Source organism: Glaciecola sp. G7-5 (assembly GCF_055808975.1).
In genome coordinates, this window is the sequence record NZ_CM147892.1 from 3,130,731 (window position 1) to 3,143,570 (window position 12,840).

The window sequence follows — 12,840 nt, forward strand, 5'->3', positions numbered from 1 at the left end:
CGTGAAGTATAATGGGTTATTCCCCTATGCGTCGTTTTTGCGAAGGCATCATCCTGTTTGCTCAAACCAATCGTCTTTCTCCGTTCTTGCGAAGTCATAATAGTGTTTGCTCATACCAATCGTCTTTCTCCGTTCTTGCGAAGTCATAATACTGTTTGCTCAAACCAACCGTCTTTCCTGCGAAGGCATAATACTGTTCGCTTAAGCATTTTTTTGTAAGTGTTTCGACTTCTTGGTAGCGTATCTCCGCATGACATTGGTCTTCTTCTCTCTGGGGTTACTTCGCCGTTTTTCTCTTGGTAGAACAAAGTCCTTTAACACATTCGTTAGGTCTTTCATTCTCGCGGGAATGGTATGTAGGCTATTTGTTGTAGCGAGCATATAATAATCATATAAAACAATACGTAAGGCTGCTGTAAAGCTTATCCTTGTTGGTCTTATACCGACCTCCACTGCTGTCAGCGCTATCTCATGTCGCACTAAATTATAGGCGATTAACATGCCATATAGTTCTTGATAAACAAGGTCTTTTTTCTTACTTCGCAGTACCAATGCATTTTGAAGCATGGATACTTTGACTTCTCGATAACCCAGCTCAATTTCCCAACGTTCTTTGTATAACTCAATAATATCTTTGGCTGAATAATCTTCATGAGGCAGATTCGTGGCAAGTTTTACTTCTTTATCGCGACCTATATTAAAGGTGATAAGCCTCATACCCCAGTGCCTTGGCAGGGACTTATCCTTTCTCCTTGCACTGCTGAGGTCACGCTCAACATAAGCATCATTGGACGCATATTTTTGCTTAACCGTATACTTAAGGTTTTTTTGATAGGAGTTACCCAGAACCTCTGCTGTCCATTGTTCTCAATGTCAATCAACAGCTTTGCTGAGTGATAGAGCTTATCCATAAGTAATATGCTGTTGTCGGACACTTTTGATACCAGCTTTGCGGCATGACTCAACTCCGGCTCATTAAACTTGGAGGCTTGAGCATCTAGTATCAAATGATTCCGCACATTCATAAGACAGGTCAATTGCATGACAGGATAACCTGACTTAGCATCACTTTGATTGAGTACCGAGCCAAAGTGCTCCCTTAGTTCTGGTGTATCTTCGGTGCGAAGTGTCGTTCCATCAATCGATAAGACTTGCAAACCTTGCCAATTATCTTCCACATGGGTTTGCTTATTCCAGTGCTGTGCACTTAATTCAAATAGCGTTTTGACGGGTTGAAACCCTAGTCGCTGCCTTGCATTACTCAATGAGCTTCGTGCCGCCAACAAGTCATTATTAAGACCCTTTGAACTAAATGCTAAACGAGTCGCTACCTCTTGGATCGATTCCTGGCGTAAAAGTGACATACCGACAACCAGACGAAGTACCTGTTGCGGTGGTAATTTTCGTCGTCTTATGGAAACATTATCACTTAGTGAAAGTGCTTGTTCTAACCATTCAGTTGGGAGTGGCGCATTAAATACATTGATTTTGTTGTGAAGACATTCTTCAGAGAAAACTGTGGCAAGGCCTTGAGTGAGCATAATAATCAAACTAAGTTTTGAGTGCCCTTAGTTTGATCTCATTTTATGCCTAGTCAAGGTGCTTTGGCTACTATAAAAACTGACTGATCAATTCTTAAACGATCAGTATTATGCGAAGGCAGGAATCTCCACAATTACTCGCGAAGATGTCGGGTTCTATTGGGCTTGCTAGGCTTTTTAGGAGATCTTCGCCTGCGCGAAGATGACGGTTGGCGGAAGATGACGGTTTGTGAAGGACCACGGTTGGTGTAGGAAAGCGGTTGGTGTGGGACAGCGGTTGGTGTAGGACAGCGGTTGGTGTAGGACCGAGGTTTGTGAAGGACAGCGGTTGCTGTGGGACCACGGTTGGTGTGTTTGACTTTCTTAGCTTGAATCTTGTTGTGATTTAGATACTAATACTTAGGCCTCAATAAATTGTTGCTCTTACACACCCATTGCGAGTAATAATTTAGGGGCCATAAAGTCAACAATTAAGGGCTGGGCTTCTTTGGTTGGATGAATACCATCGTTTTGCATTAATTGAGGGTCTAACGCAATCTCTTGCAAGAAAAAGGGAATTAAAGGAATCTTTTGTTCTTTTGCGACATCATGAAATATATCATTAAATGCTTTTGTATATCTTGCACCATAATTCGTAGGAATTTGCATTTCCTGTATAATCACCTCAATATCCCTTGATTTAGCAAGCTCGACCATCGCGGTTAAATTTTGTTTGATTTTACGGGGGTTATGGCCTTGTAATGCATTATTTCCCCCCAACTCTATATATAAGTGAGTTGGCTTATGAAGAGTTAGTAATCTCGGAAGGCGAGCAAGACCGCCATCAGTGGTGTCACCACTAATCGCCGCATTGATTACTTTTATTGGGCTTTGGTCTTGTTGCCAATCTTGTGCTAACAAATGCACCCAACCTTGTTCAGCGCTAAGCCCATATGCTGCACTTAGACTATCACCTAGAACTAGCAGTCTATAGTCGCTGCTAGGATTTTGTGTCGTCTCAGTCTGATCTGAATAGGCAAAATTAGCGAATAAAAGACTAATTATTATAACCCACGCCTGGGTGCTGAAAAAGCTACTAACATTACTCACCGTTTTGCACATTGTTTTAATTGAAATGGTAAATGGCAAACGGTTCGTCAAAATTTTAAAGGAAGAATGTGTCACTATGAGTCAAGCCTCTTTGATGATCGAAACAAAAAATGTGATAAAGAAAGTATCTACGAACGAAGGCGAGTTACAGATCCTTCATCCTATTAGCTTTCAAGTTAAACCAGGAGAGAGTGTAGCAATTGTTGGGGCGTCTGGCTCAGGTAAATCTACTTTGTTAGGCTTGCTTGCCGGATTGGATGAGGTGAGTGGCGGTGAAATACTTTTAGACGGTCAGCCCTTACACCGTCTTGATGAAGAAAAGCGGGCGAGGCTGCGCGGAGAGAAGGTTGGTTTTATATTTCAAAGCTTTATGTTGGTACAAAGTCTAACGGCGCTTGAAAATATTATGCTGCCATCTGAAATCGCAGGCTTGCCTGATGCGAAAGCACGGGCAAATAAAATAATAAAGCAAGTCGGTTTAGAACATCGCGCACACCATTTCCCAAATCAATTGTCAGGCGGCGAGCAACAACGAGTTGCAATTGCCCGCGCATTTATCACCAATCCTAAAATACTTTTCGCCGATGAACCAACGGGTAACTTGGATTCTGTTAACTCTCAAAAAGTAGAAGATTTACTTTTTGCTTTAAATAAAGATTCAGATACCACATTGATACTAGTGACCCATGATGACAAGCTAGCAAAAAAGTGCGACCGTCAATTACAAATGACCGCGGGTGAATTAGTCGATAAAACGCCGCTTCTTAAAGTGGTGTCTGGAGATTAATCATGATGGCATTTAATTTGGCTTGGCGTTTATTTAAACACGAAGCAAGGCGCGGTGAACTGACCATTATATTGCTAGCGATTATTTTGTCTGTCGCCTCGGTTTTGTCTCTTTCCTTATTTTCTGAACGTCTTCAGCAAGCCCTAACCGATCGTAGTGCAGAGTTTATAGCAGCTGACAGTCAACTGCGATCACGCAAACCCGTTGACCCAGCGTGGATAGAAGAAGCAAGTCAATACAAACTAAAAACGGCGTTTCAGCTTTCTACCCGTTCTATGGTTTTTGCCGGCGACGAGTTGGCCTTGTCAGACTTACGCGCAGTAGATGGCGCGTATCCCTTAAAAGGGGCGGTGAAACTTAGCGATATTCCTTTTGGCAATGGTACTGACACCACGCAAAGCGTTCCTCCCGGGGAGGTGTGGGCGGATTCTCGCTTGCTGCAGGTGTTAGCTGTTAAAGTGGGGGATGTGGTAGAAGTTGGTGAAGCAAAATTAAAAGTAAGCCAAATATTAAGTGAAATTCCTGATGCTGGCTTTAGTGTGTTTAACACCGACCCCATTTTGTTGATGAATCAGCAAGACATAGCAGAAACCAAAATTACCGGGCCTGGTAGTCGGGTAAGTTACAAATATTATTTCACCGGCGATGCCAGTGATATCGAAGCTTACTACGACTGGCTTCGTCCGCAGATGAATAGAGAAATTCATCGCTGGACGAGTATTAAAGATGACCGCTCTCCTATTGGCAGGTCAATCGCTCGTGCTGAAGAATTCTTTTTGTTAGCGAGCCTGCTGGCTATTGTGCTCGCAGCAGTATCTATCGCGGTTGCCGCACAACGTTTTAGTCAACGCCACTATGACCCTGTCGCAATTATGAAAACACTCGGCGCGGGTAAATCAATGGTACGAACTATTTACCTTATTCAGATTTGTTTTATTACTTTATTAGGTATTGTGCTTGGTAGCATAGTTGGTTATTTGGTTCAGCAAGGGGTTGCGGTGGCAATACAAGATCAAGTCGAAGTGGCGGTCGACACTTGGTATTGGCGTCCCCTTGGAATCGCAGTATTTACTGGCGTGACCTGTGCATTGTTGTTTTCTATTTACCCGCTGTTGCAGCTTTTTTCCGTGCCACCGCTTAGGGTGCTGCGCAAAGATATTAGTTCTACAGTGTCATCAAAGTTTTTGCAATTTGCCTTTTCAGGCGGCGCAGTATTTATGCTCATGTGGGTATACAGCGGCAATCTGAAAATCAGTAGTATTTTGTTTTCAGGCGGGATTGTGCTTGTACTAAGTTTGCTAGCGATGACTCATTTACTGATCATTGTTGGTCGCAAACTGGGCAGCGGCAGCATGGGGGCATGGACACTCGCTTGGGCAAGAATAAGACGCAGGGCAATGGGTAATTCTGTTCAGTTGATTAGTTTCGCTATTACCATTATGTTGCTATTAGTGGTGTTGGTCATGCGAAACGATTTGGTTAAGCAATGGCGAGATCAATTACCAGAAGGCACGCCAAATTACTTTGTTGCCAATATAACCGAAAACCAAAAAGAAGGCTTAAAGGCGCATTTCAGCGCGAACAATGTTAGTTATGAGAACTTCTATCCCGTTGCCCGCGGACGCTTTGTTGCTATCAATGATGAAAAAGTACGCACAGAAATCACTAAAGAGGGCGAAGAAAGGTCCAACGAAGGGCGTCAAGGTTTAGGGCGCGAAGCGAACTTGAGTTGGAGTACCGAACTTCAAAATGGCAACGTGGTAGTAGAAGGGCAATGGCATGATAATTGGCAGGAAGGTGAAGCAGTCCCTTTGTCTATCGAAACCGAAATTGCCGACAGACTTGATATTGAATTGGGCGACATGCTGACTTTCAATGTAGGAAGCGAAGTCATTAGCGCTAAAGTTACCAGTATGCGAGAAGTCAATTGGCAGACCTTGCAACCAAACTTCTTTTTTGTGTTGCATCCAAAAGCGATGGAAAACTTTAGTGCGACTTATATTACGAGTTTTAGTTTAGACCAGTCGCGTAAAAAGGAAATAGCGCCGCTGATGGCACCTTTCGCAAGTGTGACTTTGTTTGACGTAGATGCGCGTATAAACCAAGTTCGTGAAATTATCGACCAAGTATCGCTGGCGGTAGAATTTATTTTGGTATTGGTATTAATAGCAGGATCGTTGGTACTTATAGCCCAAGTGCAAGCGAGCATGGATGAACGTTTAGAAGAGCTAGCCATATTGCGAACCCTAGGATTAAAAGGCCGTAGTATTCGATTTAGCGTAATTAATGAGTTTTTCATTATTGGCGCTGTCGCCGGCTTAATGGCTGCATTTGCGAACGAATTTAGTTTGTATTTATTGCAATCTATGGTCTTTCAAATGCCGTTCTCTTTGCACTATGAATATTGGATCATAGCGCCGCTCATTGGAGCTATTGTCGTGGGCTTACTTGGTGCTTTGAGTTGTTGGCGCTTGTTGTCCTTAAATACTGCTCACTTGTTACGAAAAATGGTGTAGCTCACTATTGTCGCAATGTAGTAAATGCTTGCGTGCTTTACGCAGCGCATTTACTATGTTGGACACTTGTAGTTATCAAGAGCATTACTAATTGAGCCTACTCACTCGCCAATTCACGATACTTTTTTGGATCCTGTTACTGAGCTTCTTAAGCGCCCCATGTGTTTATGCAAATACGCCTAAGGTTTTTCAGCGTAGTGTTGATGTTAGCAACGTTGATCAATTGCGCGCGGCACTTCAAAACGCTAACCAAAATCAGATACCAACCATCATTAACTTGGCTGATGGTCACTACCAGATTAGTGGCCAAAACTTAGCTATATTGACCGATCATTTAGTGTTGCGCTCTGCTTCTGGTATTCGTGAGAATGTGATTATTAGTGGCGAAGGGATGGATAAGGGGATTGGCGTACTCATTGATGTATCAGCTAATCATTTTAGCTTAATAGGCCTTACCTTAAAAAATGCGAGATGGCATCTTATTCAAGTACGGGCAGAAAAGGACGTTGATTTTTTTCATCTTGAAAACGCGGTATTACAAGATGCCGGTCAACAATTGCTCAAAGTGAGTGGCGGTAAAACCATACATCACGCAAACTCCGGTGTTATTAAGAATAGTTTGTTCGAATACACAGCAGGCATTGGTCCTGGCTGGTATATAGGCGGAATTGACGCACACAGGAGCGTCGATTGGTTAGTTTATAATAATACTTTTAAGAATATCGCAAGCCCTTCAGAGCAAGTTGCAGAGCACGCCATTCATTTTTGGCAAGATTCTAAAAATGTAAGGACCTTAAACAATCTCATCATCAACAGTGACCGAGGTATCGGCTATGGAATGCTTGATCAGGCGAATCAAAATGAAGGGGGTATTATAAGCCACAATGTGATTATTCAAACCTCAACTCAGCATCCTTTTTCTGATGTGGGTATTAGTCTTGAAAGTAGTCCAAACACGATTGTGTCTAGCAATATCATTTTCTCTACAAACCCCTATCCCAATGCTATCGAATATCGCTTTGAACGCACCAAAGGCGTCCTTATCAGCAAAAACATTAGCAACAAGGTGATTAAAGGACGAAACGGCGCATCGGCGGAACTGCATGAAAATGAGACCGGAGGAATATCGGGACAGGTGCTAGATAATATTCAATATCTTTTAAATAAACCCTAGCTCCTGAAACAAATAGCCCCTGAAACAAATAGCTCTAATTCATGCACTTCCTGCAGCATGGACTATAAATCTAAAGCGTTAAGGGCCTCTTCTAACGTGGGGTAGCTAAAATTAAAACCTGCTGCCATTAAGCGCTCAGGAAGCACTTTTTGTCCATATAAAACCAAGTCAGAGGATTCACCCATAAGCGTTTTAATGACTATTTTGGGTACTCTAAACATGCAAGGCCTGTCTAAACGTTTGGCTAACTTAATTGAGAAAAACGCATTGGTGTTGGGATTTGGCGCTGTTAGGTTATAAGGGCCGGTACATTTGTTGTTGCTGAGCATAAAGACTAAGGCTTTGACCATATCTTCAATATGTATCCAAGACATAAACTGTGTACCTTCGCCTATAGGGCCACCAAGGCCTAATCTAAAGGGCATGATCATTTTGGCTAAAGCCCCGCCGTCTTCATCTAAAACGATGCCTGTACGAACTATGCAAACACGTGTATTCGCATTCAAAGCGATGCTTTCCCATTTTTGACATAGAGTAGAAGAAAACTCCTCATGATAGTCGTCAAAATCTTCATTGATGGGGGTGTCACCCTGTCGACCGTAAATACCAATGGCAGAACCGCTAATGAAGACTTCTGGGGGCTTTTCGCTAGTATTGATGAGCTCTACAAGTTTGCTGGTAATGTCCCAACGAGACTCACAAATCACTTTCTTTTGATGCTCAGTCCAACGTTTGTCTGCAATCGGCTCACCGGCTAAATTAATCACAGCACAATAGTCATTTACGTGAGCAATATCTTCGATTGTAGTAGCGTCTACATTATCGCCTAAAAGCCGCTTTGCGCGAGACGGGTCACGGCTGATAACGGTTACTTTATATTTACCGTTCAGCTTTTTGACCAATTGCCGGCCAATAAGACCTGTTCCACCTGATATCAGGACCTGTTGCATAATCACTTATTCCTTAGTACACGAAAGTGCTAGTGATACCGAATCTGAAAAGCGCAAGGCATGGGGTTTATCTACTTCAGCTTCTGCAAAAGTTACCCATGGATGCTCAGCAGCAATCTCGAGCACGTCGGCGGTTAATTTTTCTAGTAGTGAAAAACGGTTGTCTTCAACCAAGCGTATGATAGCCTTAGTAATTGTTTTATAATTCAAAGCGTCTTGCATTTGATCTGAATCGGTTGCGCGTTTTGCGTCGTAGTTTATAACGATATTAATCACTACGTCTTGCTGATTCTTAATTTCATCGTCATTAATACCAATATAGGTACGTAGGCGAAGATTTTTTATGCGGATAGTGGCAAGATTTAGATTCATATAAAAATGTATTCCTTGTTGGTAATGCGCGAGAATATTCTGACATTAATAAGTGCTTTGAATATCTAAGGGCATAATGTCGTCGTTAAATAATCAGTCGTTAAATAAAATGGACCTAAAATGGATAACACGTCACCGGTTTTAAAAGCGTTTTTAATTATGTCCTCAGTGGTCATCATTTTAGCGGGTATTAAAGCCGCAAGTATAGTATTTGTACCTTTTTTACTGTCCATTTTTATTGCTATCGCGGTAAGCCCGTTAATTAACTGGTGCAGCCAATATAAAATACCCAGATGGCTGTCAGTTACCTTTGTAATACTCCTAATTGTCGTGATTGGATTTATGCTAGCTGGATTAATTACTCAATCACTAGCCGAATTTCGTGAAAACTTGCCCACTTACAAAGAGCAATTATCTGAAGAGTTTGCTTGGGTCGTGGCTAAACTGGCAATTATCAATATCCATATCGACCAAAATATCATTGCTTCATACCTTGATCCTGGCATGGCGATGACTATGGCAACAAACTTTATCACCGGCATGGGCACGGTGCTGTCGAACATATTTTTAATTTTGTTGACCGTTATTTTTATGCTGTTCGAAGCCGAAACAATGCCAAGACGAGTTCATATTGCATTTGCCGACCCTGATATGAAGTTGACTCATATCGACCGCTTTTTACAGTCAGTTAATCGGTACTTGGTAATTAAAATGCTGGTTAGTTTAGGTACCGGTTTATGCATAGGTGTTTGGCTATATTTCTTAGAAGTTGATCACTATATGTTATGGGCAGTGTTGTCTTTTATGCTCAATTTCATTCCAAATATTGGCTCTATTATCGCTGCGATCCCGGCTGTATTGATGGCCTTTGTTGAATTTGGCTTTGTCAAAGCAGGTTTAGCAGGCATGGGTTTTATTGTTGTTAATATGGTAATGGGTAATGTCATCGAGCCTAGGTTTTTAGGCAAAGGATTAGGCCTTTCAACCTTGGTTGTGTTTTTATCTTTAATCTTTTGGGGATGGTTATTAGGAACGGTTGGCATGTTGCTGTCGGTTCCCTTAACCATGGTAGTCAAAATTGGTTTGGAGTCTAGAGAAAGTACCAGATGGCTTGCTATTTTGCTCTCAGGAGATGACAACGACCTGCTAACTAGCCCTGAAAAACCAGCAGATGCACAATAGTATTTTTTGTGATGATGCTAAATGCCGAGTCTATTGCTTAGATGGTATGTTGCCACAGAAAAAACTACTAAACTAAGAAATTCTATTAGACAATATCGAAAACAAAATGCACATAGCGAAACTAGTTAATAAAGCGTATTGATACCAAAAATTAGTTTTGCTTACATCAACATTTACAATTGGATTTATATACTTATGAAAAAGTACTTAGCCCTTGTTGCTTCACTCGTTTTATTTGCTTGTTCAGAACCTGCTGAAAAAGTTCAAGAAGAGATTTCACCTTGGCAGGAAGGTATTCACTATACTGTGCTTGAACAAGAGGGGACACAAAGTCCGCAGGTTCAAGAATTTTTCTCTTTCTGGTGCCCTCATTGCTATAACTTTGAACCCTTTGTGGCTGCGTTAAAAGAACAATTAGACAGCGACGTGCAGTTTAGTAAAGTGCATGTGGATTTCATGGGTTTTACGTCACAAGAAATGCAACAACAAGCAAGTGCAGCAATGATTGTTGCCCGCCATATGGGCAAAGAAGCAAGCATCATCGAGGCTATCTTTGATCATATTCATGTTAAGCAACAACAGTTAAATAGTCTTGAAACGTTAAAAGCTATATTAGCTGCAAATCAGATTTCAGTCATCGATTATGAAAACGCACTAGAACAAAGTGATGTTCGTGAAAAAATCGAAGCTCACAACAATACATTTACGCAGTATCGTGGCGATATTAAAAGTGTGCCGACGTTTATCGTTAACGGGAAATATCAAGCGAAATTTGTGAAGGGAATGACAGTCGACGACATGCTAGCACTTATTGTTTGGCTAACTAAGCAATAATAAAAAAGGAATAGCAGCTGAAGTGCGCATAGTCTGTTTTGCAGTACTATGCGCTTATTTAATTATTTCTTAGGGTAGAACCTTTTTATACGGTTTTACCGTTACTTCTTTGTAAACTCCTGCAACGACGTATGGGTCAGCACCGGCCCAGCTTTGCGCATCCTCTAAACTTGCAAATTCTGCGACTACCAAAGAACCTGTAAACCCAGCTTCGCCTGGTTCTTCGCTGTCAATCGCAGGGGTGGGGCCTGCAACTAATAATCGCTCTTCACTATTGAGCTGTTTTAAACGCGCAATATGATCTGGACGGGCTTTTAAGCGAGCCTCTAGGCTGTTGTCGACATCTTCTGCGTAGATCATGTAGTACATTAGGACTTCCTTTATAATTGAGTGGCTGCTTTCATTTTAGCCACAAACTGACCAAGTTCTTTGTACATTGCGTCTTTATCCGCTAAATTTTTCTCGATTATGTTAACGGTTGCTGAGCCTGAAATAGCACCTGCCGCACCGGCCTCAATCGCTGATTTCACTTGCTCAGGCGTTGAGATACCAAAGCCAATAAGCGGCGGAGCAACTTTATACTTTTCGAGTTTTGCGACCAACTCTGATGCCGGTAATTCGACTGCTGTTTCAGCGCCTGTCACGCCAGAGCGGCCAAGAAGGTAAGTATAACCGCTGGATTTCTCCCCTATCTGCGATAAGGTTTCATCAGAAGCGTTAGGCGGTGCAATCAAAATTTGTTGAATACTGTTGTCTTGAGCGATGGCGATAAAACGGTTGGCTTCACGCAGGGGAACATCCGCGATAAGGATTGAATCTACACCAGCCTCAAAGGCTGATTTATAGAAGTTATCAATTCCTTTGGCTAGTACTAAGTTGCTATACAGTAACAGACCCACCGGTATGTCAGGAAATTCACTGCGTATTTGCGTTAAAATAGTAAAGCAATCACTAGGACGAATCCCTGAACCTAGGGCTCTGATACTTGCTTTTTGAATGGTTGGTCCATCTGCAATAGGGTCAGAGTAGGGAATACCTAATTCAAGCGCATCAGCGCCACTGTTAACGAGGGTGCGAATAATATCTAGTGAGGTTTCAATATCAGGGTCGCCCAACATCACGAAGGGCACAAATGCACCTTGCTTTTTACTCGCCAAGCTTTTGAACATTGCTTCATAACGACCTGTGTTTTGAGAAGTCTGCATTATAGGTCATCTCCTAATATCTTTGTTACATACTCGAGGTCTTTGTCGCCTCTCCCTGAAAGGTTTACCACAATAATCATTTCTTCTTCTGCTTCATCTGCCATATTAAGTGCATGAGCAAGGGCATGAGATGACTCCAAGGCTGGAATAATGCCTTCCTTTCTACACAACAGTTTGAATGCATTTAATGCCTCTGTATCGGTTACCGCGTAATATTCTGCGCGACCGGTTTGATGTAAATGTGCGTGTTGTGGTCCAACTGCAGGATAATCTAGCCCCGCACTAACTGAATAGGATTCTTCTATTTGGCCGTCACTGTCTTGCATGATAAAGGTAAAAGCACCATGTAAAATACCCTTTGTGCCGGTAACAATGGTGGCTCCATGTTCTTTAGTGTGCACGCCTTTGCCCGCAGGTTCGACACCAATGAGTCTAACGCTAGGTTCGTCAATAAAGTCTGCGAACATACCAATTGCGTTTGAACCGCCACCAACACATGCAACAACTGCGTCTGGCAGGCGACCTTCTTTTTCCATTATTTGCTCGCGCGTTTCTTCACCAATCATGCGATGGTATTCACGTACAATAGTAGGGAAGGGATGAGGACCCGCTGCTGTGCCCAACAAGTAATGGGCTGTTTGATAATTGGCTGACCAATCACGCATCGCTTCGTTTACGGCGTCTTTTAAAGTGCCTGAGCCAGAATCAACAGGAATCACTTCAGCTCCCATTAAGCGCATTCTAAATACGTTAGGTGACTGGCGTTCTACGTCTTTCGCGCCCATATAAATACGTGCTTTTAGTCCTAATAAGGCACACGCGAGGGCCGTGGCAACACCATGCTGGCCGGCGCCCGTTTCGGCAATGACTTCTGTTTTACCCATGCGCTTTGTGAGCAAAGCTTGACCTAAAACTTGATTGGTTTTGTGGGCGCCACCATGAAGTAAATCTTCGCGTTTTAAATACAGTTTTACCAAGGGGTTTGAGACTAGATTTCTGGTGAGCGTCATCGCAGTTGGACGACCAGCATAGTCTTTTAATAAATCCATAAACTCTTTTTGAAAGCTAGGGTCATCTTTAGCATCTAAAAAAGCTTGTTCTAATTGATCTAGTGCAGGAATAAGTAATTCGGGGACATACATGCCACCGAAATCACCAAACTTTGCGTCTAATTTGTTCATAGTTATTGT

General features: G+C 42.3%; 12 protein-coding genes and 1 pseudogene. 5 read left to right on the forward strand and 8 right to left on the reverse strand.

Annotation, left to right across the window (positions count from 1 at the left end):
• Positions 1-201: 201 nt before the first annotated feature.
• The 3 genes and pseudogenes from AC0L6H_RS13715 to AC0L6H_RS13725 form a co-directional block, all read right to left on the reverse strand.
• Positions 202-846, reverse strand: a complete 645-nt coding sequence (locus AC0L6H_RS13715) for a transposase (RefSeq protein WP_473394535.1) — start codon at positions 844-846, stop codon at positions 202-204.
• Positions 807-1,541: pseudogene (locus AC0L6H_RS13720) on the reverse strand (IS4 family transposase); the annotation flags it as partial. The pseudogene AC0L6H_RS13720 and the gene AC0L6H_RS13715, both read right to left, overlap by 40 nt.
• A 423-nt stretch (positions 1,542-1,964) precedes the next feature.
• Positions 1,965-2,642, reverse strand: coding sequence for an arylesterase (locus tag AC0L6H_RS13725; RefSeq protein ID WP_473394536.1), 678 nt, complete (start codon positions 2,640-2,642; stop codon positions 1,965-1,967).
• 82 nt (positions 2,643-2,724) lie between these two features.
• On the opposite strand from AC0L6H_RS13725, the gene AC0L6H_RS13730 reads away from it, so the two are divergent.
• The 3 genes from AC0L6H_RS13730 (at position 2,725) to AC0L6H_RS13740 (ending at position 7,107) form a co-directional block, all read left to right on the forward strand.
• Positions 2,725-3,417, forward strand: a complete 693-nt coding sequence (locus tag AC0L6H_RS13730) for an ABC transporter ATP-binding protein (RefSeq protein WP_473394538.1) — start codon at positions 2,725-2,727, stop codon at positions 3,415-3,417.
• Positions 3,418-3,422: 5 nt separating this feature from the next.
• Positions 3,423-5,933: an ABC transporter permease gene (locus tag AC0L6H_RS13735; protein ID WP_473394539.1), complete on the forward strand. Its 2,511-nt coding sequence runs from the start codon at positions 3,423-3,425 to the stop codon at positions 5,931-5,933.
• 91 nt (positions 5,934-6,024) lie between these two features.
• Positions 6,025-7,107 carry a right-handed parallel beta-helix repeat-containing protein gene (locus AC0L6H_RS13740; protein WP_473389622.1) on the forward strand — a complete coding sequence of 361 codons (1,083 nt, stop codon included), beginning with the start codon at positions 6,025-6,027 and terminating at the stop codon, positions 7,105-7,107.
• 62 nt (positions 7,108-7,169) lie between these two features.
• On the opposite strand, the gene AC0L6H_RS13745 is transcribed toward AC0L6H_RS13740, so the two are convergent.
• A complete protein-coding gene (locus AC0L6H_RS13745) occupies positions 7,170-8,057 on the reverse strand; it encodes a TIGR01777 family oxidoreductase (RefSeq protein ID WP_473389623.1) in 888 nt (295 codons plus the stop codon).
• A gap of 6 nt (positions 8,058-8,063) precedes the next feature.
• Entirely contained in the window at positions 8,064-8,429 is a 366-nt protein-coding gene (folX, locus tag AC0L6H_RS13750; protein ID WP_473389624.1) for a dihydroneopterin triphosphate 2'-epimerase, read from the reverse strand.
• A 120-nt stretch (positions 8,430-8,549) separates the two neighbouring features.
• On the opposite strand from folX, the gene AC0L6H_RS13755 reads away from it, so the two are divergent.
• Entirely contained in the window at positions 8,550-9,611 is a 1,062-nt protein-coding gene (locus AC0L6H_RS13755) for an AI-2E family transporter (RefSeq protein WP_473389625.1), read from the forward strand.
• A 195-nt stretch (positions 9,612-9,806) separates the two neighbouring features.
• Positions 9,807-10,445: a thiol:disulfide interchange protein DsbA/DsbL gene (locus tag AC0L6H_RS13760; protein WP_473389627.1), complete on the forward strand. Its 639-nt coding sequence runs from the start codon at positions 9,807-9,809 to the stop codon at positions 10,443-10,445.
• Positions 10,446-10,514: 69 nt separating this feature from the next.
• Here AC0L6H_RS13760 and AC0L6H_RS13765 read toward each other — a convergent pair whose 3' ends face one another.
• From AC0L6H_RS13765 to trpB, 3 genes are read right to left on the reverse strand one after another with little or no spacing between them, the layout of a single operon-like run.
• Positions 10,515-10,814 (reverse strand): YciI family protein, encoded by a 300-nt coding sequence (locus tag AC0L6H_RS13765; protein WP_473389628.1) that lies wholly within the window; start codon positions 10,812-10,814, stop codon positions 10,515-10,517.
• A gap of 11 nt (positions 10,815-10,825) precedes the next feature.
• The gene (trpA, locus tag AC0L6H_RS13770) at positions 10,826-11,650 is read right to left on the reverse strand and encodes a tryptophan synthase subunit alpha (RefSeq protein ID WP_473389629.1); all 825 of its coding nucleotides are present in this window, start codon (positions 11,648-11,650) and stop codon (positions 10,826-10,828) included.
• Entirely contained in the window at positions 11,650-12,831 is a 1,182-nt protein-coding gene (gene trpB, locus AC0L6H_RS13775) for a tryptophan synthase subunit beta (protein ID WP_473389630.1), read from the reverse strand. Before trpB ends, trpA begins: the two co-directional genes overlap by 1 nt.
• Positions 12,832-12,840: the final 9 nt, after the last annotated feature.